Genomic DNA, 25890 nt, shown 5'->3' with positions numbered 1-25890 from the left:
ATTTAATAATTATGAAAGCAGCAGTAGTTTACAAAAAAGGAGAATTACCAAAATATGCAGAATTTGCAGAACCAATTTCATCAAATGAAAATGAAGTTTTAGTTTCGGTAAAAGCCGTTGCCATTACCAATTTGGACAAAGGAATTGCCAGTGGAGATCATTATTCTTCGGAAGAAGAAAATCAAAACGGATTTATAGTTGGCAGTGACGGAATTGGCGTTTTAGAAAACGGAACAAGAGTTTATGCCCGTGGTATTTCCGGAACAATGGCAGAAAAAGCTTTGGTTGAGAAAAACAGAATGGTTGTTTTGCCTAACGAAATTGATGACGCAATCGCTGCATCAATGCCCAATGCGGTGGCAGGATCAGCAATGGCGCTTCGTTTTAGAGCAGGAATAAAACATGGAGAAACCGTTTTAATAAATGGCGCAACTGGTTTTACCGGACAAATGGCGATTCAGATTGCAAAACACTATGGTGCAAAAAAAATAATCGTAACTGGGAGAAATGAGAAGGTTTTTGAAAGTCTTAAAGAATTAGGCGTTGATGTAACTATTTCTTTGAAACAAGACGATGCTTCATTTATTTCTCAATTGAAAGAAATTCATCAGGAAACTCCAATTGATATTGTAATTGATTATTTATGGGGACATTCTGCTGAACTTATTTTTTCGGTTTTAAAAGGAAATGGAAAATTCACAAATAAAACCAGATATGTTTCTGTTGGTTCAATGTCTGGCGATAATATTCAATTATCTGCACAAATTCTTAGAAGTGTTGATTTACAGCTTTCAGGATCTGGTTTAGGAAGCTGGACAAGAGATGAAGTAAAATTACTGTTTTCAGAAATACTTCCAGAAATGTTTCTTTTAGCCTCGCAGAATAAACTAAAAGTGAATATTGAAACAGTAAATCTTATCAATATTGAAGAAAAGTGGGATACGGAAGTTGCTGATGGAAAACGATTGGTAGTTTTGATTTAAAGATTCTAAGGTTCTGAGATACTAAGATTCTAAGTTTTTATTCCAAATCCCAGTATCTCAGTATCTCAGTATCTCAGTATCTTAGTAACTCTAATAAAGTTTCTTCAAAACGATTTCTTGGTAAAAACTGATCTTCCAATGCTTTTGTAAACGGAATTGGCGAATCTAAACTCGCTACTCTTTTTACCGGAGCATCAAGAAACTCAAAACAATTTTCCATAATTAAAGCTGAAATATCACTTGCGATTCCGCCAAAAAGGGTGTCTTCCTGATAAATTATAGCTTTTCCTGTCTTTTTAACCGAAGCGAAAATAGTTTCAGTATCCAAAGGCTGCAAAGTTCTTAAATCGATTAGATCCGCATCAATGTCCGGATGTTTAGATAAAGTGTCTAAAGCCCAATGAACCGGAGCTCCAAATGCAATAATCGTAACCGACTTCCCTTCTTTTATCAGAGCAGCTTTACCAAAAGGAATGGTGTAATAATCTTTAGGAACTTCCTGATAGACACTTCGGTATAATAACTTATGTTCAAAAAACAATACCGGATTTGGATCGTTTATGGCTGTATTTAAAAGTCCTTTTGCGTCATACGGAAATGCGGGATAAACTACTTTTAAACCTGGGGTCTTAGTAAACCAGGCTTCATTGGTTTGCGAATGAAAAGGTCCTGCCTGTGTGCCGCCGCCACAAGGCATACGAACTACTACGTCGGCTTTTTCGCCCCAGCGGTAATGCGATTTTGCTAATAAGTTTACAATCGGATTAAATCCTGTAGAAACAAAATCGGCAAACTGCATTTCTACGATTGCTTTATAACCGTTTATAGATAATCCCATTCCTGTTGAAACTACGGCGCTTTCACAGATTGGAGTATTCCGGATTCTGTCTTTTCCAAAAGCATCAACAAAGTTATCTGTAATTTTAAAAGCACCGCCATATTCGGCAATATCCTGTCCCATAATGACAAGATTTTTATGACGCCACATAGACTGCTCCAAACTATTTCGGATGGCATCTATAAAACGAATATTTTCCGATTCAGAATTATGGCTATATTCTTCATATTGAAACTCTTCATAAATATCATCTAATTCTCCACTGTAAGTTGGTTCTATTTCAGGTTCGGTATTTGCTATTGCCCAGTTTTCATCAATTTCCTGTTTAATTTCAGCATGAAATTGCCCATCCAATTCAGCTGTGAGAACGCCAATTTCGGTAAGATAATTTCGGTAATTAATAACAGGATCTCTCAATTCCCATTGGTCCATTAACTCTTGTGGAACATATTTTGTGCCACTCGCCTCTTCATGACCGCGCATTCTAAAAGTTTTAAATTCTAATAAAACCGGATGCGGATTCTCCTGCATTTCTTCTTTTAGTTTTGACAGTTTGTTGTAAACTTCAAGGATATTATTTCCATCAATAATCCAGCTTTCTATTCCGTAACCAAAACCTTTATCTGCAAGATTTTCGCAGGCATATTGCTCATTTGTTGGCGTCGAAAGTCCGTAACCATTATTTTCGACAATAAACATCACAGGAAGTTTCCATACTGCGGCAATATTTAAAGCTTCATGAAAGTCTCCTTCACTAGTTGCGCCTTCTCCGGTAAAAACAGCAGTGACTTTTTTATTATTTTGAAGTTTATCAGCTAATGCAATTCCGTCAGCAATTCCTAACTGCGGACCTAAATGCGAAATCATTCCGATAATATTGTATTCTTGAGTTCCAAAATGAAAACTTCTGTCACGGCCTTTTGTAAAACCATTTGCTTTTCCCTGCCACTGCGAAAAAAGTCTGTGGAGCGGAATTTCTCTTGTAGTAAACACCCCAAGATTTCGGTGCATTGGAAGCACATATTCAGAAGAATCTAAAACAGCAGTAACACCAACCGCAATTGCCTCCTGCCCAATTCCTGAAAACCATTTAGAAACTTTGCCTTGTCGAATCAAGATAAGCATCTTTTCTTCGATTAATCGTGGTTTTAATAATTTTTTATATAAGTCTAGTAATTGTTTGTCAGTAAGGTTTTGTCGGTAAAAAAGCATGTGGTTATTTATTTTTTTAGTGTTTCAAATATAACAATTTGCGCCAATTTTATTGGATTCTGAAATATTTTTTTAGTCAGAAATCCGCTTTTAATGGCTGAGCTTAAGATTATTTTCTAAAATATTCTCTACCTTTGTTAACGAAAGGTGCTTATGACACCTTTCTTTTTTAAATAAAAAATGTAAAGTATGCAAAACATTCCTAGTGTAGACTTACGTGATTTCCTTTCGGACGACCCGAAACGTAAACAAAAATTTGTAAATGAAATCGGCAGTGCATTTGAAAACATTGGCTTCGTAGCCTTAAAAGGTCATTTTCTTGATGATCAGTTGGTAGACGAACTTTATGGCGAAATTAGAAACTTCTTCGCCTTGCCAATAGAAACTAAGCATAAATATGAAATCCCTGGTATTGGCGGCCAAAGAGGTTATGTTTCTTTTGGAAAAGAACATGCTAAAGGACGCAAAGAAGGAGATTTGAAAGAATTCTGGCATTTTGGTCAATATGTTGATGCAGATTCCAGATGGGCTTCGGAATATCCTGACAATGTAGAAGTGACTGAATTACCACGTTTTAATGTTGTTGGTAAAGAGGCTTATCAAAAACTAGAGAAAACCGGAGTTTATGTATTAAGAGCTTTGGCTTTACATTTAGGTCTGGATGAGTTTTATTTTGATGAATATGCAAAAGAAGGAAACTCTATTTTAAGACCTATTCATTATCCGCCAATTACTTCTGAACCGGAAAATGCAATTCGTGCAGCAGCTCACGGAGACATCAATTTGATTACGCTTTTAATGGGAGCTCAGGGTAAAGGATTACAAGTTCAGAATCATGATGGTGAATGGATTGATGCCATTGCAGAAGATGACGAATTGGTAATTAATGTTGGAGATATGTTATCCAGACATACTAATAACAAATTGAAATCTACAATTCACCAGGTGGTTAATCCGCCGAGAGAATTATGGGGAACTTCACGTTATTCAATCCCGTTTTTTATGCATCCGGTAAGCGATATGCGTTTGGATTGTTTAGAAAACTGTATTGATGAAGAAAATCCAAAGAAATATGAGGATATTTCTGCCGGCGAATTTTTACATGAACGTTTAGTAGAATTAGGTTTAATTAAAAAATAAGCTTAAATAAATTCCAAATTAAAAATTCCAAATTCCAGGTTTTTCTTGGGGTTTGGAATTTAATTTTTAAATATCTTTATACTTGGAATTTATTTTTAGAATAAAAGAAATATGGACTTAAAAGATCAATTAAAGAACTTGTTTCCAGATCATATTGAAACAAACGAACCGGAACAGACTGAAGAACAAGAACATGTATTATATGTTCAGAAAGAACCAATGATCTGTAAATTTGAAAAGAGAAAAGGAAAACCAACAACGATCATCGAAGGTTACGAAGGATCTGACGAAGATTTTAAAATCTTAGCTAAAGAAATCAAAACCAAATTGAGTGTTGGAGGAACTTTTAAAGATGACTCTATCATTATTCAAGGAGATTACCGCGATAAAATCATGGCGATCTTAAAAGAAAAAGGATTTAAAACGAAACGTGTTGGTGGTTAGAATTATAAAATTTCAATTTTAAAAATTCCAAATTCCAAAAAAACCTTAGAGACTTAATATCTTAGAACCTTAGCAACTTAAAAAAAAATGATTCAATCATCAGAATTAATACTAAACCCGGACGGAAGTGTTTACCATTTAAACCTGCGTCCGGAACATATCGCTCACGACATTATTTTTGTTGGAGACCAAAACAGAGTTGAAAAAATTACACAATTTTTCGATTCAATCGAATATTCAGCTCAAAAAAGAGAATTTAAAACTCAAACAGGTAATTACAAAGGCAAAAGAATTTCTGTAATATCTACAGGAATTGGCCCGGACAATATTGATATTGTATTGAACGAACTGGACGCTTTAGTCAATATCGATTTGAAAACACGTGAGCCAAAACAAACTTTGACCTCACTAAATATTATTAGAATTGGAACTTCTGGCTCATTACAGGAAGATATTCCGGTTGACAGTTTTGTAATGTCAAAATTTGGTTTAGGATTAGACAATATGCTTCGCTCCTACTTAATTGACGACGTTTCGATTACTGAAATTGAAGATGCTTTTGTGAAACACACTAATTGGGATTCTAAGAAAGGAAAACCTTATGTAACACAATGCTCAGAAAAATTAGAAAAACTAATTGAGTCGGACAGAATATTCAAAGGAATTACAGCAACTGCAGGAGGATTTTACGGTCCGCAGGGAAGAGTTTTACGCTTAAATATTCAGGACGCAGAATTAAATAATAAAATGGATAATTTTAGTTTTAATGAAACTAAAATCACTAATTTAGAGATGGAAACAGCAGCGATTTATGGACTTTCGGCTCTTTTAGGGCACAATGCATTGTCACTAAATGCAATTATTGCCAATCGTGCATCCGGAACTTTTAGTGAAGATCCTTATAAAGCTGTAGACGAATTAATTGCTTACACTTTGAATAAATTGGCTGGCAAATAATTGAATAATTTGTTATAAGGAAATGAGATAATTTTTAAAGGTCTAAATTATGTTTTTGAGAGTAGCGCGACATACTAATGATTTAAAGAAAATTGAAGATTTTTACGTCGATATTCTTGGCTTTGAATTATTGGGCGGCTTTGAAAAACATAATAACTATGACGGAATTTTCATTGGAAAATCAGGTTTGGACTGGCACTTTGAATTTACACAGTCCAATGTTAAAGCCAGTCATTCTTTTGATGAAGATGATATTATAGTGCTTTATCCAAAGACTATTTTCAATTATAACGAATTAATAAATAAGCTTACACACCATAATATAAAAACGATAGAACCTGTTAATCCGTTTTGGAAAGAAAATGGAAAAATGATCTATGATCCGGACGGTTATCGAATTGTAATATCATCATTAAAAGCCATAATAAACGAAATTGAATAATGTCTGAAACTCATAAAAAAATACTATTTAAATATTACAGCGATTATCTGGACGAAGTAGTTTCTGAAACCATGTGGGCAGAAATTATAGATCTTGAAAAAGGTCTTTTTAAACTGGATAATATTCCGTTTTTCGGACCATTAATTGCTACAGACGACATTTTTTATGCTGAATATGATGAAACAGAAGAGCGTTTCATGCATAGAAAAACAATACAAAACTCAGGAAATTCAATTGTTCAGATTGCTATTTTAGAAAAAGGTTTTGACAAAGAAATCATCCGCGAAAAATTGAAGGCAATAAATTGTTTGTCGGAAGAATTGAATGAAACTTTTTTTGCAGTAGAAATCGTGAAAGATGTAGATTATGCTTTGGTAAGAAGTGTGCTAAATGAATATGAAGCACAGGAAATTATCGAATATGCAGAACCATGTCTTTCGGAAAAACACCGAGCGGATTTACTGAAAAACTAAAAAAAACTTAAGATTACGCATACCAAGCAGGCAACTTAACTTAAACTTAAAACAAATGAAAACTGTCAAAATTGCGGGTGTTCCGGAACACTTCAATTTGCCATGGCATCTATGTATAGAAAATGGCGAATTTGAAGCAGAGAACATCGACTTACAATGGAGGAATGTTCCCGAAGGCACGGGGAAAATGTGCCAAATGCTGCGTGACGGCGAAACAGATTTAGCGGTTATTTTGACTGAAGGAATCTTAAAGGATATTGCTGCAGGAAATCCGAGCAAAATTGTTCAAATCTATGTACAATCACCTTTGATTTGGGGAATTCACGTTGCTGCGAAATCTGATTTTCAGACTTTAAAAGATTTGAAGAACAAAAAAGCAGCAATTTCCAGAGTGGGTTCAGGATCTCAGTTGATGGCTTATGTCAATGCAAGTGAACAAGGATGGCAGCCTGATGATCTGGAATTTGAAATCGTAAACACTATTGATGGCGCTGTTGATGCTTTGACGAATCAGAAAGCAGACTATTTTATGTGGGAGCGTTTTATGACAAAACCTCTTGTTGATCAGGGTATTTTCAGACGTATTGACGACTGCCCTACTCCATGGCCATCTTTTATTATTGCAGTTCGTGATGAATTCCTGAAAAAGAATCCTAAAGTGGTTGAAAAAATTCTGGATATCATTAATAAAACTACAGTCGATTTTAAAGAGATTCCAGAAATAGACAAGAAGTTATCGAAGCTTTTTAATCAAAAAGCATCAGACATAAAAGAGTGGCTGAAACTGACACAATGGTCACAGAAAAATTTAACTGAAAAATCCTTTAATAAAATTCAAAATCAATTATTTGATCTGGGAATTATTGATAAAAAAAGTATTTTTGTAGAAACTGTAAAAGCAATGTAATACTGCTTTTTTGATTCGTATGATGAAATTCCCTAAAATCGACTTTCCGAGATTAAAATCCAAACTACAGGTGAAATCACCGTGGGACAGGATTATTATTTCGATTTTAAGTTTTTTGATTACAATTCCGATTTTCATCATACTGCATCAAAACCTTATAGATCTGGAATGGGCATTCAATCTGGATCGTGTGTTTATTTTTATATTTGTTTTCGCAGCTATCTTTTTCCTTCTGATGTATCTCAGAACGATTATCATTTTATGCATTGCTGTTTATTTATTGGTTTTGTTTTATGGAAGTGTTATTGGAAATTATGGTTTCAGTGAAATTTCAGAAGACTATAATTCAATGATCTATACAATGTCTGACAATCCATATCCACAAGATATTATTGTCGCGAAACTACTTCCCTTTCCGAATAAAACGAAAATTATCAATGCAATAGAATATCAGAATCCCAGAGTGCGAAATTTTGCTATTATGGCAGCTAACAAGCATTTTAAAAGAATTAGAGGTTATTCAGATTACAGAACCATTATTCAGTGTTTTGCTGTTTTTAAAGAAATAAACAGCCGGTGGAATTACGTTAACGACCCAAAAGATGGTGATTACATCGCAACCGCCAGCGAATCTCTTGATTATTTCTCCGGCGATTGCGATGATCACTCTATTTTAATGGCTGCAGCAATCCGATCTATCGGTGGAACACCAAGGCTTATTCATACCAAAGGTCATATTTATCCCGAGATTTTAATCGGTTCTATGATCGACCTGGAAAAAGTCAATTATTTAATTAAAAATGTTCTTTTTGTAAAAGAAAGTTATGGCAAAAAGCTGCATTATCATATTGATGAACGCGGTCAGGTCTGGATGAATCTGGATTACACTGCGACTTATCCTGGCGGACCTTTTATGTACGAGGAAATATTAGGAGCCTTAACACTCAATTAAAGCTTTGTTTTTTTGTGATTTTACTAACAAAAAAATCTTCATAAATATTTGACTTCTAATAATTTAATGTCATTTTTTTTTGTAACTTTTTCCTGTTTAACTTTTTAATCACATAATCATGAAAAACTCTAAATTATTTACCCTCGTAATTGCAGTTGTTGTTCTATTAATGGTTTCATGTCATACTAAAAGAAATAAGCTGGTGAATTCATGGAAAGTTACTGCAATTGAGCCGAAAACGCCTATGTCTGATTCTACTAAAAACGCCATTTTAACAAACGGAACGCTCACTTTTACTGAAGACGGACATGTTACCGGATATTTACTTCGAGAAATAACAGATGGCACCTATGCTTTAACTAAAAAAGGCAAAAGTCTGGTTATTAAAGATGAAGTTGGGACACCATATCCTTGTGAAAGTACAATTACAGAAGATAAATTAATTTTAGATGCCAAAGAAGCTAAAATAACTCTAGATAAAATTTAAAGCATAACGCTTAAAATCAATCAAAAAACCATTCTTAGACTTATAAGAATGGTTTTTTGATTTTTAAAACTAAAATAAATATCTTTGTCCTACTTCAAATTAAGGAATAAGACTATGTGAAAAATAATTTCTTTCGGAAAATTTAGTGAGTAACTGCAAACCTGCAGTACTTGATTATTTATCTATAAAAGAAAGGAATTATGCTTATTCTTCAAAATATCTCATATCAGCATGAGAATAAAAACATGCTGTTTCAAAACATCAGTTTTACTGTAAATAAAAACGATAAAACCGCTTTAGTTGGAAATAACGGCGTAGGAAAATCTACATTACTGAAAATTATTTCCCGACAATTACAGCCTGTTTCAGGTCAGATTATTCAAAACTCAGATCCTTATTTTGTCCCACAATTATTTGGTCAGTTTAATGATTTTACCATTTCTGAAGCCTTAAAAATAAAGGACAAAATAAAATCACTTAAAGAAATACTTGAAGGAATTGTAACCGAAGAGAATCTTCAGCTATTAAACGATGACTGGACTATCGAAGAGCGTTGTACAGAAGCATTATCATACTGGCAGCTGCAGGATTTTGATCTGGAACAAAAAATGGGAACACTAAGCGGCGGTCAGAAAACAAAAGTATTTTTAGCCGGCATTATGATTCATCAACCCGATTTGGTTTTATTGGACGAACCCAGTAATCATTTGGATTTTGCAGGAAGAAAATTGCTGTACGAATTTATAAAATCTACTTCAAGCTCTTTATTAATTGTTAGCCATGACAGGACGCTTTTAAATCTTCTGAATAAAACCATGGAGATGACTAAAAATGGTATTTCTGTATACGGTGGTAATTACGATTTTTACAGCGAACAGAAAAAAATAGAAAATAATGCCTTAGAACAAGATGTTCAAAGCAAAGAAAAAGCGCTTAGAAAAGCCAAAGAAAAAGAGCGGGAAACAATTGAACGTCAGAATAAATTAGATTCCAGAGGAAAAAAGAAACAGGAAAAGTCCGGAGTTGCTCGAATTATGATGAATACGCTGAGAAATAAAGCAGAAAACAGCAGTTCTAAACTTAAAGATGTTCATGCAGAAAAAATCAGTGGCATTTCAGATGATTTAAGACAGCTTCGCTCATCATTACCGGCAATAGATCAAATGAAGTTTGGTTTTTCTAATACCACATTCCATAAAGGAAAAATGATTTTTAGAGCAGAAGAATTAAATTTTAGCTATGAAAATCAATCGCTTTGGAAAGAAAATCTCAATTTTGAAATTCTTTCCGGTGACCGTTTAAGTATTAAAGGTTTAAATGGTTCAGGAAAAACAACTTTAATTAAAATTATTCTTGGAGAATTAAAGTGCCAAAACGGTATTATTACCTCCCTGGCGAAAAAAGCAATTTATATTGATCAGGATTATTCTCTTCTGCATAATAATCTAAATATCTACGAGCAGGCACAACGTTTTAATGATTGTGGTTTGGAAGAACATGACATTAAAATGAGACTGAATCGCTTTTTATTCTCCCAAAACGATTGGGATAAACCCTGCTTCGCTTTAAGCGGAGGTGAAAGAATGCGTTTGCTGTTATGTTGTTTAACTATTAGTAACGAAGCTCCTGAAATAATAATTCTGGATGAACCAACAAACAATCTAGATATTCAGAATATAGAAATTCTTACTGCTGCACTCAATGAGTATCAAGGAACATTAATTGTTATATCTCACGATGCATCTTTCTTGGAAGAAATTGGAATAAAACAAAATATTATACTTTAAAAAAGCAAAAAGCGCCGGAATTATTCTGGCGCTAATCTTTTGATTTCGTTGCAAATTAAGTTACTTCTTTTTTAACTGAAGTAATTTTATTTCGATAGATATTAGACTGATAGTTAAATTATTATAGAAATTATGTAAATTGCATAGGAAGATTTTATTTACAAATTTTTATTCCTCTACCTTATATACTGATCAACGTTTAATTAAAATGCAAAATACCATGAAATCACGAAAAAAATTTTTCTCGCTTTTACTTGCTTTTACTTTAATTAGTGAAACTGTTTTCCCTTGTACAAGAGTTGTTTATGAAGGTTTAAACGGTACCATAATTACAGCCAGATCAATGGACTGGCGCAGTGAAATCCCTGCCAATCTCTGGATTTTTCCGCGTGGTATTGAACGAGCAGGTGAAGTTGGAACAAGCTCGGTTAAATGGAAATCAAAATACGGAAGTGTTATTACTAGTTCGTGGGATATTGCTTCTTCTGACGGAATGAACGAAAAAGGACTTGTAGGCAATCTTTTATGGCTGGTAGAATCTCAATATCCAAAATTTGAAAAGAATGGAAAAGTAAAAGGTTTAGCGGTTTCATTATGGCTCCAATATGTCTTAGATAATTTTTCGACTGTCTCTGAGGTTGTTGCTGCTTTAGAAAAAGAAGAGTTTGTTGTAGCTTCCTCTCATATTCCGGGTACAAACATCTTTGCGACCGTACATTTATCAGTTTCTGACGCTTCGGGTGACAATGCTATTTTTGAATATATAAACGAAAAACTGGTGATTCATCACGATAGAAAATATGTGACAATGACCAATTCCCCTATTTTTAATGATCAGTTAGCCATCAATACGTATTGGAAAAGTATTCCGGGAACCGTAATGCTTCCAGGTACAAACAGAGCGGCAGATCGTTTTGTAAGAGCTTCCTATTATATAGATGCGATTCCAAAAACAGATAATACAAGAAGTGCTTTGGCAAGTGTATTTGGGGTAATCAGAAATTGTTCTGTGCCACTTGGAATTGCTTCTCCAACAGAACCTAACATTTCTTCTACCCGTTGGAGAACCGTTGCAGATCAAAAAAATCTGGTTTATTATTTTGATAATGTATTGAATCCAAATGTAATTTGGGTGGAATTCAGTAAAATTGATTTTAGTGAAAAGGGAAAAATTAAAAAACTAAGTTTAGCTAATAATGAGAATTATTCAGGTGAATCATTGATTAATTTTAAAGAAGCAAAGCCGTTTCAATTTGCGGGACTGGATTGATTAAATATTTTTAAAACTATTAAAAATTACTTTTTTATAACAAATATTTAGCTTTTGTAATCAAAATAATACAAAATTACTATATTTGAGTACTTAATCCTAAAACAATTCCCAAATTATGAAACATTTCTTCACTAAAGTATTATTAAGTACTTTTTTTCTGCTATTCCTTTTCAGCTGCCAAAATGATGAGGCAGATTCTCCAACTGTCGAACAACAGACAAACGTAATGTTTTCTGTAAATTTTGGGAATTCCTATAAAGGAAGTATTAAAGGATATCTCGCAGCTTATACTCCGGAAGGTGAATTACTAAATTATGGTAGTTTAGGAGATTCTACTAAATGGGATCTAAAAGGAAAATATAATGGTGACAAAATAGATATCTTGTATTTTGAAGTTGTTAATGGCTTAACTGTTCAACATATCAAAAATATTAATGTAGGACAAACTTTTACCAATTCGATAGTTAGTAACCAATATCAGGAAACGGACAATAAAACTTTTAAATTTAAAGTAGAAGATTTTGGTAAAAGAGAAGGAAATGGTACTGATGAGTTTGGATTTATGAGCACAGCTTATCTGAGCCGAAGCGGATATGCTACTTTCATCCCATTAAAATGGGCTAAAGTTGAAAATGGATATACTTATGCAGATATAAGTTTTGCTAAAGGAAATGATCCTGAAGAAAAAGAATACGGTGCAGAGCTTCTCCTTATTGATCGTGTTACAAATAAGGCTTATATTAAATATTTAGATTTGAAAACGCTTACGGAAAACTATACAAGCAGTGATGTAATTACATTAAATAAAAGTGATTTTAAAATAGCTGAAATCAAATCTGTACAGGTAAACAACAATAATGATACTTATAATAACATGTTTTTATATACTTATAATAAACAAACCGACAGAAGAGATATTATTAGATCTTTTAATGATATTGTTACGGGAAATAGTATATGGTATGTGAGTAGTAATGAGGAAATGCCTATTGATTACTGGACATTAATTTACTCAGCAAAAACAGGAAAAACAAGCAATATCATTAAAAGTAATAAAGAGGAAATACCATTATCAATAAATATAAAAGAACTTACCGGGCAAAGCATCACTAAAAATGGTGATAAATTTTCATTTAAACACGGAACAATTTTTTCTGATAAAAAGCTTTTAAAAACTTCCGTTTCGTTCTTTAAGTATAGATATGCTGGTAATAGTATTAGCTATTATCTAAATTTTGACAGCTCAGAAAGTGTAGGAACTTTAAGTATAAGACCTTTTACTATTCCTGCAGGAATTTTAGATAAGTTTCCAAAAATTAAGGAAGTTGCACAAAGAGATTGGGAAATAGGAGATTATACTCAGATCTACGACACAAGATCTTTAGAAAATCCAATGTTAGAATATCTTAAGGATATGCTGCGATGGAAAACAAGTAACTATTCTGAAAGTAAATATTCAAATGAGACTTATACAATTAAGCTTTAATTAAAGTTTATTATATCCTCCATAAAAACCTTCAAACTAACCATTTGAAGGTTTTGTTTTTTAAAATTAATACTAAAAAATATTGCGCAGTCAAATGACTTCGTTATATTTGCAGTCAAATAACTGCGCAATGGAAATTAGAAGAGATGTATTTCAGGCAATAGCCGACCCGACCCGAAGAGCTATATTGAGTCTGGTTGCCGTACAAGCAATGACACCTGGTGCAATTGCTGAGAACTTTAATTCGTCAAGACAGACGATTTCAAAACATATTCAGATTTTAAATGAATGTGAATTATTACACCAGACACAAAATGGAAGAGAAATCTATTATCATTTAAATCCTCAAAAAATGAAAGAAATTGACAACTTCATTGAACCGTTCAGACAAATGTGGGATGATCGTTTCAACAAACTGGAATCTATTATGAAAAACTATAAAAAATAAACCATGGAAAAGAAAACAAAAATTAATGCCGAAGATAACAGGCATGATCTCACTATTACCAGAGAATTTGATCTTCCTGTTGAATTGCTTTTCAAAGCTTATGAAGAACCTGAAATTGTGGCACAATGGATGGGAACTAAAGTGATTAAATTAGAAAGTAAAAAATATGGTGCCTGGGAGTTTGAAACGAGTGATCCCAACGGAAATGTTGTTTTTAAGGCAAATGGTGTTATTCATGATTTTGTTCCAAATGAGAGAATCGTACGCACTTTTGAAATGGATAACATCAATTTTGCACCACAATTGGAGTTTTTAGAATTCGAGAAACTAACTAATGAAACCAGTAAGCTTACCATGCAGATTATTTACAAATCGATTGAGCACAGAACCAATCAATTGAAACTGCCATTTGCACAAGGTTTAAATATGGCTCATAACCGTCTAGAAGAAATTGTAACTAAATTAAAATAAAAAATCATGAGTAAACGAAACAAAATTATTTATTGGATTGCCACGCTTTGGCTGGCTTTAGGAATGGTATCAACAGGAATTGTACAGTTAATGCAGATAAAAGAAGAAACAGAAATGATGAACCATTTAGGTTATCCGCTGTACTTTTTAACTCTTTTGGGCGTATGGAAACTTTTAGGTGTGATTGCAATATTAATTCCGAGATTTGGTTTACTAAAAGAATGGGCTTATGCCGGTTTTTTCTTTGTGATGTCAGGGGCTGTAGTTTCTCACTTGGCAGTTGGTGATAGTGCAAAGGAACTTTTTGGGCCGGTATTACTAATTGCTTTAACGATTATTTCGTGGTATTACAGACCTGCAAATAGAAAATGTTTTACAAACTAAAATTTGAATGTCATGAAAAAAGAATTAACTGCCAACGAACAGGAAGAAATTTTGACTACGCTCGAAAAACGTTTTGAGAAAAATATAAACAGACATAAAGATTTAGATTGGAAAACTATAGAAGCCAAATTAAAAGCCAATCCTGAAAAATTATGGTCTTTAGATGAAATGGAAAGAACTGAGGGAGAACCTGATGTTATTGGTTGTGACGAAAAAACAAAAGAATATCTTTTTGCAGATTGTTCTCCAGAAAGTCCAAAAGGCCGCAGAAGTGTTTGTTATGATCATGAAGCATTAGAGAAAAGAAAAGAACACAAACCCGTAAACAGTGCTATAAATATGGCTGAAGAAATGGGAATTGAAATTCTAAACGAAGAGCAATATAAACAACTTCAAAAATTAGGAAAATTTGACACGAAAACATCAAGCTGGATTTTAACTCCTCCTGAAATAAGAAAACTGGGAGGTGCTATTTTTTCTGATTTTAGATATAATACCGTTTTTGTTTATCATAATGGCGCCGAATCTTATTACGCTGCGAGAGGATTTCGTGGTTTACTGAGGGTTTAAAATTATGTAAAGCCTCCAAAAACATAAAATTTGGAGGTTTTATCTATTCCCTTAGAATCTTTTCCATTTTCTTTCCTTTCGCTAATTCATCTATTAATTTATCCATATAGCGAATCTTCTGCATTAGCGGGTCTTCAATTTCCTCCACACGATAACCGCAGATAACTCCTGTAATTTTTGAGGCATTTGGATTTAATTTTGGAGCTTCATCAAAGAAAGTCTGCAGATCTGCTTTCTTTTCAATTTGTTCTTTAAATTGTGCTTCATTATAACCTGTTAACCATAAAATTACAGTATCTACTTCTTCTTTGGTTCTCCCCTTCTTTTCAGCTTTCTGAATATACATTGGATAAACACTGGCGAATATTATTTTGAATACTCTGTCGTTTTTCATTTTGATTTTATTTAGTTAAAAACCAGTTTCTTGTATAGCTATTTAATTATATTCTTCAAGAGGATTATAATTGACGAATCTAATCATTTCATCATTTGAGCCCGAATAAGTTTCAGACCGAAGCTTTGTTTCTTTATTTTTATCAATCAAATAAATTTCAATTTTTCCATCCATAATATCTACACGTGCAAATTCAATTAAATGATCTTTTTTGAGTTTTAAAAATGTTGTACTTGAACCTGCGTACACACTTAAAGCATCAATACAATTCAGCTTTTTATTATATTGAAGATTAGGATACAAATCCGAATTTTTTATTTCTATAAATTTATGTTCTTTATTTGAAAAAATAAACAATTTTCTGATATCATTGGCACCTCTTGCAGCTGTTGAATAATGAATTGTAAAATCATTGAATCCGTCGTTATTGAAGTCTTCAATTTCTGTAATCAACGGAACATCGCTTTCTTTTCTTAAAGAATAGTTTTGAATATTTTTCCATTTGCTGTTTTGCTTTAGAAAGAGTTTGAAAGAAACAGTTGTACTGGTATCAATTGTAGTCTGTGTAATTTCAATTTTGTACTTTCCCTTTTCAGCAATTTTAGTGCTGTCTGTAAAAATTTCTGTTTCTGTATAATTCTCTTTTATTTCATTTGCTTTAGGCTTTATCGGATTTTTTACCTCTTTTGAATCAGTAATTACTTTCGTAGAAGTTTTATTATTCTCAATTGATTTATTAGTACAATTAGCTACTAAAACAAAAATTATCAACAATAGAATATTTCTCATTTAGTTTTATTTGAGCTTAAAATTATAAAATTATTTAAATGGACAACAGAATATAAAATGGATGGTATAGAAAAATAATTTACCTTAGTTATTTCAATTCTAAAAGTTTATTATGGAAAAATTACTAAATAAAGATAAGTCTAATGAACCAAAAGTGACTGGACTTGGCGGAATTTTCTTTTTTATGGATAATCCGAAAGAATCTAAAGACTGGTATGCTAAAAATTTAGGACTGGAAATCAACGATTGGGGCTCTGCAAGTTTTGAATCCAGAAATATGGATAATCCGGAAGAAATTGAATCAACACAATGGTGTCCTTTTAAAAAAGGCGATGAATACTTTTCGCCTTCGAAAAAGGAATTTATGGTGAATTATCGAGTTCAGAATATTGAAGGTCTTTTGGAAAAACTGAAAGCAAACGGAGTGACTATTCTCGATGATATAGAAACTTATGATTATGGAAAGTTTGTTCATATTATGGACACTGAAGGCAATAAAATTGAACTTTGGGAACCAATTTAATACTAAATTGTAAAGTGTTAATTATGAATAAAATACCTGATGCTTAAAAAAGAATATGTTTAATACATTAGTTAAAATAAATTGTCATTCAAAAAGCGGTCTTTTACGAGAAATTGCCGGTAATTTATTAGAAAAGCTTTATTGCTGTGAAATAAATTGTGCCGAAATGGACAGAAGTGTTTTGTTTGCGCATCATGGACGAGGTTGTACAATTGTGGCTTCTAAAATCTGTGAAAATGTAGTGATCTTTCAAAATGTTTCTATTGGTGCTAATTTGAAGTACAATAAAATTACTCATGAATGGGAAAATGTCGGAAATCCAATTATTGCCAGGAATGTTATTATTGCTGATGGTGCCAAAATTTTAGGACCAATAGTAATTGGAGAGAATTCGGTGATTGGTGCCGGATCCATTATAACCAAAAGCATTCCGGCAAATAGTGTGGCTTATGGAGTGAATCAATTTAAACCGAAGGATGAGAATTATGATTTTATATTTAATAAGAACATGATTGCTCCTCAGAAAATAATTGAAGCAAATAAAAAATTAGTAACAAACTTTAATAAACAATTCGATAAGTAATCTGAGTTTAAAATGAAGGAAATTCTACAAACAAATCGTCTTATATTGAGAGAATTGACTATTGAAGATTCCGGATTTTTTTATGAATTAAATTTGAATCCGAATGTGATTAGATATACCGGAGACAGAAAATTTGACAGTATTAAGGATGCTAGGTTTTTTCTGGAAAATTATAATGATTATAAGCTAAATGGTTATGGACGTTGGGCTGTTATTGATAAAACAACAAAAGATTTTCTTGGCTGGTGCGGATTAAAATATACCAAAGAAAGAGATGAAACAGATATAGGTTTTAGATTCTTTGAGCAATACTGGAACAAAGGCTACGCTACTGAAAGTGCAAAAGCATGTCTGCAATATGGATTTGAAAAATTAAAACTAGAGTTTGTAGTAGGAAAAGTCAGAACCGAAAATATGGCTTCTATAAAAGTTTTAGAAAAACTTGGTCTTACCTATAAAAAAGAATTCGATTTTGACGGACAAAAGGGTTTGATATATCAAATTGAAAAGGCAAATACAAAAAAACTCCATTATTTGTAATGGAGTTTTTTATAGTTTACATGGAATGTCTAATTCCAAATTTCATTCATTTCAGTTAAAATAATCGGTTTGCCTTCCGTCACGACAATAGTATGTTCGTGCTGAGCCATAAAACCACCTTTATTTCCAATCATTGTCCAGCCATCGTTCAATGTTTCGGCATAAGTAGAAGTTGTCGAAATAAAAGTTTCAATGGCTACAACTGAATTCTTTTTAAATCTTGTCACATTAAAACGATCTCTGTAATTGGCTATTTCGTGTGGCGCTTCATGAAGACTTCTCCCTACTCCATGTCCGGTTAGGTTTTTAATGACTTTATAGCCTTTTTTCTTTGCTTCGTTTTCAATTATAAAACCAATATCAGAAATACGGACACCACCTTTTATATTATGAATTGCTTTATGAAGAATTTGTTTAGACGCTTCAATCAATTTTTGATGTTCGTTTATATCTTCTCCAATCACAAATGATCCGCCATTATCTGACCAAAAACCGTCTAATTCAGCAGAAACGTCAATATTGATTAAGTCTCCTTCTTGTAAAATTCTTTTATCTGATGGAATTCCGTGACAGAATTCGTTCCCAACGCTAATACAAGTCCATCCCGGAAAACCATACGTTTCATAAGGTGCAGATTTAGCCCCGAAACTTTTTAATATTTGTCCGCCATAGTCGTCTAATTCTTTGGTTGACATACCGGCCCTGGCAAACTTTCTCATTTCTTTTAAAGTGAATGCAACTGCCTCGCTAGCTTTTTTCATTCCGGCTAATTCTGCTTCTGTTGTAATAGACATGCTTTTTGTTTTTGAAATTTTTCAGGCTACTAATTTACGGCTTTAAATTTTATTACTCTTTGTCTTTTGTTATTTTTAAACACATATAAACATAGTTATTTACTTATCTTAAAAAGAAAACAAAAAGAAACTAGTTTCTAACACGTAATTTTTGCTATGTGTATTAATGCAAATGAAATGCCTTTAAGCGGTTGTTGAAACTATGTTTCTACGTGCTTAAAAAACTATACCCAAAGTATTTTTATTCATCATAATTTAATCTAAAACGATAGATTTTAAAAATAAAAACTCCAAAATCGAGTGACTTTGGAGTTTTGTTTCTGCTAAAATTCTATTTTACCACGGACTTTCTTCGCTTTCATCTTTAATATCATTACTGAAGAATTTTCCAGTTGGACCATTTTCATCCGTTAGGGTATGTTTAATGATAAAACCTGAAGCGCTTTCTACACTTCCCGGTCCATTGAAATGATTAAAATCTGTTGCTGTATAACCTGGATCAATAGCGTTTACTTTAAAACCTAATTCTTTTAATTCATAAGCTAAAGTCACAGTAAAGGCATTTAAGGCCGTTTTGGATGAAACATAAGAAACGGCTTTAAACGGATAATATTCCCAGGTTGGATCACTGTGTAATGCTAATGAACCCAAGCCGGATGTAATATTGCTTATTCTTGGATTTTTAGATTTTTTAAGCAGTTCAAGAAATGTCTGAGTAACTCTTATTACGCCAAAAAAGTTAGTGTCAAACACATTCTGAATATTTTCAACCGATGTTGTCGAAGAATCTTGCGGCATATTTCCTAAAATTCCGGCATTATTAATTAGAATATCCAGTTTTCCCTGCTCTTTTTCTACAATATTTTTGGCTTCTAAAACACTTTCCTGATTTGTGACATCAATTTGAATGGCTTTTATGTTTTTAAATCCATTTTGAGTTAGTTCACTTACAACTTCCTCCCCTTTTTGAAGGTTACGGCTTCCCAAATAAACGAATAATCCCTTTTCTGAAAGCTGTTTTGCTATTTCTAAACCTATACTTCTATTTGCTCCTGTAATTAATACTGAATCCATCTTTTTATTTTTTTAAATTATTGATTACAAAGTTGCATCGATTAAAAACAAAAACATTTGCCAAATGGCAAAAAGCAACTTTAACGGATATTTTTTCGAATGCGGCTTAAAGAAGATTGTGTGATCCCAAGATAAGAAGCCAAATAAGAAAGTGGAACTCGATTGATCACATTAGGAAACATTTCCATAAAAGATAAATAGCGTGTTGTAGCGTCCTCAGAAACCAATGGACTTCTTCTGGATACTTTCAGGATCAAAGCTTTATTGATGATTTTATGAACGATTTTATCCCATCCAATAATTGTATTGAGAAGTTCTTCCCAGTCTTTTTTAGAAAAAACAATCATTTTGCAATCGGTAACGGCTTCAACATAAGCCGAAGAACAGATACTGTTTTCAAAACTTTCTAAATCAACAACCAGATTGTTTTCGTCAATAAAATATTTGGTGATTTCTTCGCCTTTGTTGTTGTAATAACAGACCCTCATAATTCCTTCCACGATAAACCCAACTTCAACGGAAACTTTTCCGGCCTCAGAAAAATAACTTTCTTTTTTAATTTCTCTTTCCTGGGCTTTGCTTAAAATTAAATCAATTTGTTGCTGATTTAAACTGCCAAATTGCAGTATGTATGCTACTAATTCTTTCATGTACGAAAGTTAGGGATAAGTTTTGGATAGAAATTTGTCATATGGCAAAAAATCACATTCCCGGCCAATACAAAAAATTGAATTTATGTCCATCTGGATCCGCAAATGTAAAAGTATAGCCTTTTTCATAGTTTTCAGGTTCAGAGATTATTTTTCCGCCTGCTTTTTGAACTATTTCAACCCATTGTTCAACTTCTTCCCTACTTTCGGCAGATAAAGAAAATATAATTTCATTTTCATTTAAAGTATTGGTCAATTTTCCTTTTAAGGCATTTTCAAGTCTTTTGGCAATAAAGAAATTGATTATAAAGTTATTCTCAGCAAAAGAAAAACTTACCAGTTCATCTGTTTCTTGCCCGTTTTGTCTGAATCCTAAACCGGAATAAAACTGAATTGTTTTTTGTATGTCCTTTACGGCCAAATTTGCCCATATCATTTTCGTTTTCATCTCTTTTAGTTTTATATGATTAGATAGTCTGTTAAAGTTAAGCAATTTAGTTTTTAGTTGGGTTTTAAAGATATTTCTTATATTAGCCTGAGAAGAATTCTGTTAAATAATAAGCCTGAATAAAAAAATGGAATTTAAATATGAAAAATGAATTCATGGTATTAGTCTTGTTTTTGAGTTTGACGGTAGTTCATTCACAGCAAAAAAAGAGTACTAAAAACATCATAAAACCTACTGTTTCCACAAGCGTTCCAAAACTGGAAAAGCGAATAGAAACAATAAAAATTAAAGGAAATGTATACGATGTTTATTTAAAATATGAAAAAGAGCTCATGTCTGAACAAACTTCGCAAGACACCTTAATTTTATATGATTTTGCATTTAAAAATACTAAATCGAGCGCAATTGGAAGAACAGCTCAAAAGTATGCTACTATAAAAGGTAAAATTGCAAGAGAAGGTTCTTATAAAATAAAATATGACACTCTCATTATAACTGTTGATTATTATGATCCCTATCACGGCGGCAGATTAATCGATTATTATGTTCCTGATAAAAAAGGTTGGTTGCGTGAAGTAAAAGACCAAATGAAAGGTATTGATACCGATACTGTTTCTGATCGATATATTAAAAATGAAAAAATGACTGCGCCATACAACGGGAAAAATTAAACAGTAAAACCTTTACACTGATATGAAGAATGCATTTTTAGTTGCTTTATTATTTTTAACATCATTAACATTCGCACAAAAAACAACTTTTACTATTAAATATTCTGAACAGTTAGCGGTTTATCTTTTTATAGAAAATCTTTCTGAACATTATCCTGAAAACGTTTTTAAGACAGAATTTCAAAAATCTAAATACAACTCTGAGAAATACAAAAGCTTAATCTCCAAGTTTGATAAACTGATAGTAGACTATAGTTTCCGGTTTGATGAATATCCGTATGGATCAAAAAAGAATATGCAGACCAATGATCTCCTGAAAAAAAATCTGATTGAAACCAATAATCTTACTGATTTTAAACTTCGCACTTCCGGTCTTATTCCCAATCAGACTTTAACTGATTTGTCTTTATGTATTGAAGAATTTACGGATGTTTACAACGAATTGATTTACAATCCAAATAAAGGGAAATTTGAAAAGCAATTAGAAGATATCATAAAATATTCAAAGGATAATAATATAACTGACTTTTTTGAAACGGGACTTTTGTTTTATAATTCAAGTTGGGATAATGCGATTCCGTTTGTGGCGGCATTTTATCCTTTACCAAATTCTAAAGGTTTTACAGCTCAGGCTTTTTGCAACAATTTTATTAGTGCCATACAAACTGATTTAAATTCTAATAAAGATTTATTCAGTGTTATGATGCACGAAACTTATCATATTGTATACGACGAACAATCATTTGAAGTAAAAACAGAAATTGACAATTATTTTAAAGAAAACAAATCAAAATGCAGTAATTACGCCTATCAGCTTATGAATGAAGTTTTAGCTACTGCATTGGGAAATGGCTATGTATACGAAAAATTGGATGGCAAACCAGATCCCGGAGATTGGTACAATAGAAAATATATCAATCTGATGGCAAAGCAAATTTATCCGTTAGTTAAAGAATATATCGATCAGAAAAAATCAATGGATAAAAACTTTATTGATACTTATATTAAACTTTACGAAGAAAACTTCCCGGATTGGATCAATGAGTTAGATAATATAATGACTTACAGATATGTTATTTCTGAAAATGAAGGCGATTTAAGAAAAATAAATCAGCTGTTTCGTTATCGTTCCAGAACAGAATTTGATTCGGAAATTACAGAAAACAGTATAAACAAAATGAAGAATACTCCTTTGACAAAAATTGTAATTATATCAAAAGAAAATTCGGAAAAATTCAAGCTTTTGAAAAATGATTTTCCCGAATTAAAAGAGTGGAAAGTAAATACAAACAAGGAATTTGCAAATAAAACTTTACTGAGTGATAAAAGTCAATTGATCATTATTAATCAAAAAGACTCGACAGTTGATTCGCTTTTCAAGTTGATAAAATAGTATTATATGAAAATTTTTAAACCTTTTTCTTCATTAGTCGCGTTAATTCTGACTGGATGCGTTGGAAACATGAATCCTACCGGAGGAAATTCTTCTCCGGATTATCCTTATTTTATTACAACAGAACCAATGATAGTTAAAAAAATAAGGGTTCCAAAAGGCACAACGCTTACCTATGACGAGCACTTTTTTGTGTCAGGAAAACAAGATCATAAAATGAGTGAGCAAAGACTGACTACAATAAAATTACCGGAAGGACAAACCATAAACTGGGGCGGAGTTCCTGTTTATGAAATTTACAAGTTTTTTAATTCAGAGATGCGTGGTTATTCTGTCTACGCAGATTTCAGTAAATTGAGCGCCGATAAAAAGACGAAGTTTTCTGAACTTTGGCAAAGCTGTAGCAATGATTTAGGAATCACAATTAAAAACGAAGATGACTGGTCTTTTAATAAAGAAAATATAGCCGATGTTAATGACTGCAGCGTACTCTACCAACGGTATTTTAAAGACAATCAAGAACAATAGAATTTTCTAAATGAAATGTTGGCAGAACTTAGGAAAGTTAATTCTAAGTAATATATCTTCGCTATTTTGTAAATAAGCCTTTTAAAAAATATGATCTTAGCTTTTGATACCTATTATTTTGACCAAAAAGCAAAAACGGTTTGTCTGGAATTTTCAGAATGGAATGAAAATAAAAACTTTAAAATTCACTCAGAAATAATTGATAATGTTGAAGAATATATTCCTGGTGAGTTTTACAAAAGAGAATTGCCCTGTATTTTAAGTTTACTAAATCAAATTGATTTGTCAATTGTAGAAACTATTATCGTAGATGGTTTTGTTTATTTAGATGATGAGCTGAAATACGGTTTAGGCGCTTATTTGTATGAAAAACTAAATAAAGAAATTCCAATTATTGGCGTTGCAAAAACAAATTTTGCGTCTATAGAAAAAAATAAAAAAGCTCTGTTTAGAGGAGATAGCAAGAAACCGTTATACCTTACTTCTATCGGAATCGATCTTGAGGAAGCTTTTAAAAAAGTTGAAAGTATGCATGGTGAATTTAGAATGCCAACTTTATTGAAAGAACTGGATCGACTGACAAAGGAAAATTTATAAAAAAAACTCCAAATGCATTCAGATTTAGAGTTTTTTATAATATAAAGTTTTTAGTTAGAAGTGCTTAAAAAACGATAGTATTCCTGGATTTTATTTTTTAATCTTTCAGCCAAATATTTATTACCGTCTTTCAGCTCTTTGTGGATCACTTCTGCTTCTTCGATATATTTTAGCTTCTTTTCGTCATTCCAATAATAAGGAGGTTCATATAAATTACATATTCTGTCGGCCATTTTAACTGCCCAAACCTCAATTGGTTGTTGTTTTATTCTACTTAAACTATCGCGCATTTTTTCCAGAGAATCCTTTATTTCATCATTTTTGGTTAAGGCTAAAACTCCTGAAGCTACTTCACTGCCAAATAAATCATTTACTCTTTCATAATTCAATGCAGTATCTTCTATAGTATCGTGAAGCATAGCACATTTCACAGCCAAATCAGCATTCATATTTTCGGTTAAACGAGTGGCGTTTAAAACTTCAAAAACAACACTTCCGATATGATTAATGTATTCTACTCTTTCTCCTGCATTACTTCCACCATATTTTTGTCCGTCATGAAGTTTTGAAACCAATTGCCAGGTATTCTGAATTTCGTCTATTGACCAGTCTTTTTGTTGTTGCATATCGTAATAAATAATTTATTTGATTGTAATTTATGGCTTTTTGCGGAGATTTACAAGAATTCAATTATCATCTAAATTTTAAATTATCAGAATGATTATTATATTAGCTTAAAAAATCCCAAATCAATAAACGAATGCATAAGATAAATAAACAAATCGAAATAATTGCATTTCCAGATTTTGACAAAACATTAAATATAATCAACAAAAGAGAAAAATTTATCTTTTTGCCTCTTGCCACTATTCAGTTTGAGAAGCATTCAGAATTCGAAAACAGACAATTTCATTTCATTTTAATTTGGGATACCGGAACTTACGAAGATGACTTTTTTAATGAATTTAGAAAAGATATTAGATGTATTAAATTTAAACTGGAAGGCAATAAATACTCTTATTTAGGAAAACCCAACTTTCCTTTTGTTCATTTACTTCCCAATGCCTATGATTTAATTGAAAATCATTTTCAAGAAAATCTAGAGTATTATTTAAAACCTAAAAGTTTTCGGGAATTTTCAGATGAAAACGGAGTTTTTACTAAAGGTCTTGCAAAAATAATAAATCAACTAAATGATTTTGATAAACCTGATGCTGCATATTATTATGAAAGAATAATGCAATACTTGTATACAAAGAAAAAATACGAGCTTTTTAATAAAATTAATTCTGATTTTTCTTATTCAGAGCTATTTATTGGGCGAACCACAACCAAAGAAGAAGTAATTGCTGAGTTTAATGATGAAGGAAAATCAGATAATGATCTCATCAATAACTTATTAGAAGAGCCTAATTGGCTTCAAAAGTCGGAAGATATTTTGAAAGATCTTGATTTAACTTTTATAGGAAGTGTCTCTGAAAGTGATTTTACAAATGGCTCTGCAGAAATTTTTCTTTTTTGGGACAAGAAAAATGATGAAGTCTATCAGTTCTTTCAATGGACATAAATGTTTTTGAAAACTAAACAAGATTTTAGGATATCGAATATTTTAGTATATTATTCAAAATTAACGGATATAGTCTACAAGCATT

At 32.1% G+C, this 25890-nt stretch carries 32 protein-coding genes; 24 read left to right on the top strand and 8 right to left on the bottom strand.

Going from position 1 to position 25890, the window contains the following annotated elements:
• Window positions 1–11 precede the first annotated feature (11 nt).
• On the top strand, window positions 12–983 hold the full coding sequence (locus HYN56_RS18240) for a quinone oxidoreductase family protein (RefSeq protein ID WP_109193480.1): 972 nt from the start codon (window positions 12–14) through the stop codon (window positions 981–983).
• Between the two features lie 73 nt (window positions 984–1056).
• On the opposite strand, the gene HYN56_RS18235 is transcribed toward HYN56_RS18240, so the two are convergent.
• Window positions 1057–3033, bottom strand: a complete 1977-nt coding sequence (locus HYN56_RS18235) for an alpha-ketoacid dehydrogenase subunit alpha/beta (RefSeq protein WP_109193479.1) — start codon at window positions 3031–3033, stop codon at window positions 1057–1059.
• A 189-nt stretch (window positions 3034–3222) separates the two neighbouring features.
• Between HYN56_RS18235 and HYN56_RS18230 the strand changes: the two genes are divergently transcribed.
• From HYN56_RS18230 to HYN56_RS18160, 15 genes are all read left to right on the top strand, one after another.
• Window positions 3223–4173, top strand: a complete 951-nt coding sequence (locus HYN56_RS18230) for an isopenicillin N synthase family dioxygenase (RefSeq protein WP_109193478.1) — start codon at window positions 3223–3225, stop codon at window positions 4171–4173.
• A gap of 111 nt (window positions 4174–4284) precedes the next feature.
• Window positions 4285–4617 (top strand): translation initiation factor, encoded by a 333-nt coding sequence (locus HYN56_RS18225; protein ID WP_109193477.1) that lies wholly within the window; start codon window positions 4285–4287, stop codon window positions 4615–4617.
• 87 nt (window positions 4618–4704) lie between these two features.
• Window positions 4705–5574 carry a nucleoside phosphorylase gene (locus HYN56_RS18220; protein ID WP_109193476.1) on the top strand — a complete coding sequence of 290 codons (870 nt, stop codon included), beginning with the start codon at window positions 4705–4707 and terminating at the stop codon, window positions 5572–5574.
• A 49-nt stretch (window positions 5575–5623) separates the two neighbouring features.
• Window positions 5624–6016 (top strand): VOC family protein, encoded by a 393-nt coding sequence (locus HYN56_RS18215; protein WP_109193475.1) that lies wholly within the window; start codon window positions 5624–5626, stop codon window positions 6014–6016.
• On the top strand, window positions 6016–6489 hold the full coding sequence (locus tag HYN56_RS18210) for a DUF4265 domain-containing protein (RefSeq protein WP_109193474.1): 474 nt from the start codon (window positions 6016–6018) through the stop codon (window positions 6487–6489). The genes HYN56_RS18215 and HYN56_RS18210 overlap by 1 nt, the downstream gene beginning before the upstream one ends.
• A gap of 55 nt (window positions 6490–6544) precedes the next feature.
• Window positions 6545–7396 (top strand): substrate-binding domain-containing protein, encoded by an 852-nt coding sequence (locus HYN56_RS18205; RefSeq protein ID WP_109193473.1) that lies wholly within the window; start codon window positions 6545–6547, stop codon window positions 7394–7396.
• A 19-nt stretch (window positions 7397–7415) separates the two neighbouring features.
• Entirely contained in the window at window positions 7416–8348 is a 933-nt protein-coding gene (locus tag HYN56_RS18200) for a transglutaminase (protein ID WP_109193472.1), read from the top strand.
• 118 nt (window positions 8349–8466) lie between these two features.
• Window positions 8467–8835 carry a hypothetical protein gene (locus HYN56_RS18195; RefSeq protein ID WP_109193471.1) on the top strand — a complete coding sequence of 123 codons (369 nt, stop codon included), beginning with the start codon at window positions 8467–8469 and terminating at the stop codon, window positions 8833–8835.
• 200 nt (window positions 8836–9035) lie between these two features.
• Window positions 9036–10622 (top strand): ABC-F family ATP-binding cassette domain-containing protein, encoded by a 1587-nt coding sequence (locus HYN56_RS18190; protein WP_109193470.1) that lies wholly within the window; start codon window positions 9036–9038, stop codon window positions 10620–10622.
• A 220-nt stretch (window positions 10623–10842) separates the two neighbouring features.
• A complete protein-coding gene (locus HYN56_RS18185; protein WP_109194864.1) occupies window positions 10843–11892 on the top strand; it encodes a linear amide C-N hydrolase in 1050 nt (349 codons plus the stop codon).
• A 118-nt stretch (window positions 11893–12010) separates the two neighbouring features.
• Window positions 12011–13381: a hypothetical protein gene (locus tag HYN56_RS18180; protein ID WP_109193469.1), complete on the top strand. Its 1371-nt coding sequence runs from the start codon at window positions 12011–12013 to the stop codon at window positions 13379–13381.
• A gap of 130 nt (window positions 13382–13511) precedes the next feature.
• Entirely contained in the window at window positions 13512–13829 is a 318-nt protein-coding gene (locus HYN56_RS18175; protein WP_109193468.1) for an ArsR/SmtB family transcription factor, read from the top strand.
• A gap of 3 nt (window positions 13830–13832) precedes the next feature.
• Window positions 13833–14300, top strand: coding sequence for an SRPBCC domain-containing protein (locus HYN56_RS18170; RefSeq protein WP_109193467.1), 468 nt, complete (start codon window positions 13833–13835; stop codon window positions 14298–14300).
• A 6-nt stretch (window positions 14301–14306) separates the two neighbouring features.
• On the top strand, window positions 14307–14684 hold the full coding sequence (locus tag HYN56_RS18165; RefSeq protein WP_109193466.1) for a DoxX family protein: 378 nt from the start codon (window positions 14307–14309) through the stop codon (window positions 14682–14684).
• Between the two features lie 12 nt (window positions 14685–14696).
• Window positions 14697–15254, top strand: a complete 558-nt coding sequence (locus tag HYN56_RS18160) for a DUF4256 domain-containing protein (RefSeq protein WP_109193465.1) — start codon at window positions 14697–14699, stop codon at window positions 15252–15254.
• A 43-nt stretch (window positions 15255–15297) separates the two neighbouring features.
• Here the strand turns inward: HYN56_RS18160 and HYN56_RS18155 are convergent, their stop codons facing one another.
• Together HYN56_RS18155 and HYN56_RS18150 are read right to left on the bottom strand one after the other, a co-directional pair.
• Window positions 15298–15648 carry a DUF2200 domain-containing protein gene (locus HYN56_RS18155; RefSeq protein WP_109193464.1) on the bottom strand — a complete coding sequence of 117 codons (351 nt, stop codon included), beginning with the start codon at window positions 15646–15648 and terminating at the stop codon, window positions 15298–15300.
• A 42-nt stretch (window positions 15649–15690) separates the two neighbouring features.
• Window positions 15691–16437 (bottom strand): XAC2610-related protein, encoded by a 747-nt coding sequence (locus HYN56_RS18150; protein ID WP_109193463.1) that lies wholly within the window; start codon window positions 16435–16437, stop codon window positions 15691–15693.
• A 112-nt stretch (window positions 16438–16549) separates the two neighbouring features.
• Between HYN56_RS18150 and HYN56_RS18145 the strand changes: the two genes are divergently transcribed.
• The 3 genes from HYN56_RS18145 to HYN56_RS18135 are packed head-to-tail and all read left to right on the top strand — an operon-like array spanning window position 16550 to window position 18083.
• Window positions 16550–16960, top strand: coding sequence for a VOC family protein (locus HYN56_RS18145; RefSeq protein WP_109193462.1), 411 nt, complete (start codon window positions 16550–16552; stop codon window positions 16958–16960).
• Window positions 16961–17015: 55 nt separating this feature from the next.
• On the top strand, window positions 17016–17543 hold the full coding sequence (locus HYN56_RS18140) for a serine O-acetyltransferase (protein WP_109193461.1): 528 nt from the start codon (window positions 17016–17018) through the stop codon (window positions 17541–17543).
• 12 nt (window positions 17544–17555) lie between these two features.
• Window positions 17556–18083 (top strand): GNAT family N-acetyltransferase, encoded by a 528-nt coding sequence (locus HYN56_RS18135; RefSeq protein ID WP_109193460.1) that lies wholly within the window; start codon window positions 17556–17558, stop codon window positions 18081–18083.
• A 29-nt stretch (window positions 18084–18112) separates the two neighbouring features.
• Here HYN56_RS18135 and map read toward each other — a convergent pair whose 3' ends face one another.
• From map to HYN56_RS18115, 4 genes are all read right to left on the bottom strand, one after another.
• Window positions 18113–18877, bottom strand: a complete 765-nt coding sequence (gene map, locus HYN56_RS18130) for a type I methionyl aminopeptidase (RefSeq protein WP_109193459.1) — start codon at window positions 18875–18877, stop codon at window positions 18113–18115.
• Window positions 18878–19213: 336 nt separating this feature from the next.
• Entirely contained in the window at window positions 19214–19951 is a 738-nt protein-coding gene (locus tag HYN56_RS18125; RefSeq protein ID WP_109193458.1) for an SDR family NAD(P)-dependent oxidoreductase, read from the bottom strand.
• An 80-nt stretch (window positions 19952–20031) separates the two neighbouring features.
• The gene (locus HYN56_RS18120) at window positions 20032–20601 is read right to left on the bottom strand and encodes a Crp/Fnr family transcriptional regulator (protein ID WP_109193457.1); all 570 of its coding nucleotides are present in this window, start codon (window positions 20599–20601) and stop codon (window positions 20032–20034) included.
• A 52-nt stretch (window positions 20602–20653) separates the two neighbouring features.
• On the bottom strand, window positions 20654–21049 hold the full coding sequence (locus HYN56_RS18115; protein ID WP_109193456.1) for a VOC family protein: 396 nt from the start codon (window positions 21047–21049) through the stop codon (window positions 20654–20656).
• Window positions 21050–21189: 140 nt separating this feature from the next.
• Between HYN56_RS18115 and HYN56_RS18110 the strand changes: the two genes are divergently transcribed.
• The 4 genes from HYN56_RS18110 (at window position 21190) to HYN56_RS18095 (ending at window position 24238) form a co-directional block, all read left to right on the top strand.
• Window positions 21190–21720: a hypothetical protein gene (locus HYN56_RS18110; RefSeq protein WP_109193455.1), complete on the top strand. Its 531-nt coding sequence runs from the start codon at window positions 21190–21192 to the stop codon at window positions 21718–21720.
• Between the two features lie 22 nt (window positions 21721–21742).
• Window positions 21743–23113: a hypothetical protein gene (locus HYN56_RS18105; RefSeq protein WP_109193454.1), complete on the top strand. Its 1371-nt coding sequence runs from the start codon at window positions 21743–21745 to the stop codon at window positions 23111–23113.
• 6 nt (window positions 23114–23119) lie between these two features.
• Entirely contained in the window at window positions 23120–23641 is a 522-nt protein-coding gene (locus HYN56_RS18100) for a hypothetical protein (RefSeq protein ID WP_109193453.1), read from the top strand.
• Between the two features lie 90 nt (window positions 23642–23731).
• Window positions 23732–24238, top strand: coding sequence for an endonuclease V (locus HYN56_RS18095; RefSeq protein WP_109193452.1), 507 nt, complete (start codon window positions 23732–23734; stop codon window positions 24236–24238).
• Window positions 24239–24288: 50 nt separating this feature from the next.
• Here HYN56_RS18095 and HYN56_RS18090 read toward each other — a convergent pair whose 3' ends face one another.
• Entirely contained in the window at window positions 24289–24864 is a 576-nt protein-coding gene (locus HYN56_RS18090; protein ID WP_109193451.1) for an HD domain-containing protein, read from the bottom strand.
• 134 nt (window positions 24865–24998) lie between these two features.
• Between HYN56_RS18090 and HYN56_RS18085 the strand changes: the two genes are divergently transcribed.
• Entirely contained in the window at window positions 24999–25805 is an 807-nt protein-coding gene (locus tag HYN56_RS18085) for a hypothetical protein (RefSeq protein ID WP_109193450.1), read from the top strand.
• The last annotated feature ends 85 nt before the right edge of the window (window positions 25806–25890 follow it).

Source organism: Flavobacterium crocinum (assembly GCF_003122385.1).
In the GTDB taxonomy this organism is placed as follows: Bacteria; Bacteroidota; Bacteroidia; order Flavobacteriales; family Flavobacteriaceae; genus Flavobacterium; species Flavobacterium crocinum.
Note: the sequence above shows the minus strand (reverse complement) of the source record. Positions and strands in the feature narration are given on the sequence as shown.

What these genes read in the sequence shown, in the direction of transcription:
- HYN56_RS18170 (WP_109193467.1), top strand. Translation starts at nt 13,833, where the DNA reads ATGGAAAAGAAAACAAAAATTAATGCCGAAGATAACAGGCATGATCTC.
- HYN56_RS18235 (WP_109193479.1), bottom strand. Translation starts at nt 3,033, where the DNA reads ATGCTTTTTTACCGACAAAACCTTACTGACAAACAATTACTAGACTTA.
- HYN56_RS18165 (WP_109193466.1), top strand. Translation starts at nt 14,307, where the DNA reads ATGAGTAAACGAAACAAAATTATTTATTGGATTGCCACGCTTTGGCTG.
- HYN56_RS18120 (WP_109193457.1), bottom strand. Translation starts at nt 20,601, where the DNA reads ATGAAAGAATTAGTAGCATACATACTGCAATTTGGCAGTTTAAATCAG.
- HYN56_RS18230 (WP_109193478.1), top strand. Translation starts at nt 3,223, where the DNA reads ATGCAAAACATTCCTAGTGTAGACTTACGTGATTTCCTTTCGGACGAC.
- HYN56_RS18085 (WP_109193450.1), top strand. Translation starts at nt 24,999, where the DNA reads ATGCATAAGATAAATAAACAAATCGAAATAATTGCATTTCCAGATTTT.
- HYN56_RS18110 (WP_109193455.1), top strand. Translation starts at nt 21,190, where the DNA reads ATGAAAAATGAATTCATGGTATTAGTCTTGTTTTTGAGTTTGACGGTA.
- HYN56_RS18125 (WP_109193458.1), bottom strand. Translation starts at nt 19,951, where the DNA reads ATGGATTCAGTATTAATTACAGGAGCAAATAGAAGTATAGGTTTAGAA.
- HYN56_RS18115 (WP_109193456.1), bottom strand. Translation starts at nt 21,049, where the DNA reads ATGAAAACGAAAATGATATGGGCAAATTTGGCCGTAAAGGACATACAA.
- HYN56_RS18195 (WP_109193471.1), top strand. Translation starts at nt 8,467, where the DNA reads ATGAAAAACTCTAAATTATTTACCCTCGTAATTGCAGTTGTTGTTCTA.
- HYN56_RS18205 (WP_109193473.1), top strand. Translation starts at nt 6,545, where the DNA reads ATGAAAACTGTCAAAATTGCGGGTGTTCCGGAACACTTCAATTTGCCA.
- HYN56_RS18105 (WP_109193454.1), top strand. Translation starts at nt 21,743, where the DNA reads ATGAAGAATGCATTTTTAGTTGCTTTATTATTTTTAACATCATTAACA.
- HYN56_RS18155 (WP_109193464.1), bottom strand. Translation starts at nt 15,648, where the DNA reads ATGAAAAACGACAGAGTATTCAAAATAATATTCGCCAGTGTTTATCCA.
- HYN56_RS18175 (WP_109193468.1), top strand. Translation starts at nt 13,512, where the DNA reads ATGGAAATTAGAAGAGATGTATTTCAGGCAATAGCCGACCCGACCCGA.
- HYN56_RS18185 (WP_109194864.1), top strand. Translation starts at nt 10,843, where the DNA reads ATGAAATCACGAAAAAAATTTTTCTCGCTTTTACTTGCTTTTACTTTA.
- HYN56_RS18090 (WP_109193451.1), bottom strand. Translation starts at nt 24,864, where the DNA reads ATGCAACAACAAAAAGACTGGTCAATAGACGAAATTCAGAATACCTGG.
- HYN56_RS18240 (WP_109193480.1), top strand. Translation starts at nt 12, where the DNA reads ATGAAAGCAGCAGTAGTTTACAAAAAAGGAGAATTACCAAAATATGCA.
- HYN56_RS18100 (WP_109193453.1), top strand. Translation starts at nt 23,120, where the DNA reads ATGAAAATTTTTAAACCTTTTTCTTCATTAGTCGCGTTAATTCTGACT.
- HYN56_RS18210 (WP_109193474.1), top strand. Translation starts at nt 6,016, where the DNA reads ATGTCTGAAACTCATAAAAAAATACTATTTAAATATTACAGCGATTAT.
- HYN56_RS18135 (WP_109193460.1), top strand. Translation starts at nt 17,556, where the DNA reads ATGAAGGAAATTCTACAAACAAATCGTCTTATATTGAGAGAATTGACT.
- HYN56_RS18150 (WP_109193463.1), bottom strand. Translation starts at nt 16,437, where the DNA reads ATGAGAAATATTCTATTGTTGATAATTTTTGTTTTAGTAGCTAATTGT.
- HYN56_RS18225 (WP_109193477.1), top strand. Translation starts at nt 4,285, where the DNA reads ATGGACTTAAAAGATCAATTAAAGAACTTGTTTCCAGATCATATTGAA.
- map (WP_109193459.1), bottom strand. Translation starts at nt 18,877, where the DNA reads ATGTCTATTACAACAGAAGCAGAATTAGCCGGAATGAAAAAAGCTAGC.
- HYN56_RS18215 (WP_109193475.1), top strand. Translation starts at nt 5,624, where the DNA reads ATGTTTTTGAGAGTAGCGCGACATACTAATGATTTAAAGAAAATTGAA.
- HYN56_RS18140 (WP_109193461.1), top strand. Translation starts at nt 17,016, where the DNA reads ATGTTTAATACATTAGTTAAAATAAATTGTCATTCAAAAAGCGGTCTT.
- HYN56_RS18095 (WP_109193452.1), top strand. Translation starts at nt 23,732, where the DNA reads ATGATCTTAGCTTTTGATACCTATTATTTTGACCAAAAAGCAAAAACG.
- HYN56_RS18190 (WP_109193470.1), top strand. Translation starts at nt 9,036, where the DNA reads ATGCTTATTCTTCAAAATATCTCATATCAGCATGAGAATAAAAACATG.
- HYN56_RS18180 (WP_109193469.1), top strand. Translation starts at nt 12,011, where the DNA reads ATGAAACATTTCTTCACTAAAGTATTATTAAGTACTTTTTTTCTGCTA.
- HYN56_RS18200 (WP_109193472.1), top strand. Translation starts at nt 7,416, where the DNA reads ATGATGAAATTCCCTAAAATCGACTTTCCGAGATTAAAATCCAAACTA.
- HYN56_RS18145 (WP_109193462.1), top strand. Translation starts at nt 16,550, where the DNA reads ATGGAAAAATTACTAAATAAAGATAAGTCTAATGAACCAAAAGTGACT.
- HYN56_RS18160 (WP_109193465.1), top strand. Translation starts at nt 14,697, where the DNA reads ATGAAAAAAGAATTAACTGCCAACGAACAGGAAGAAATTTTGACTACG.
- HYN56_RS18220 (WP_109193476.1), top strand. Translation starts at nt 4,705, where the DNA reads ATGATTCAATCATCAGAATTAATACTAAACCCGGACGGAAGTGTTTAC.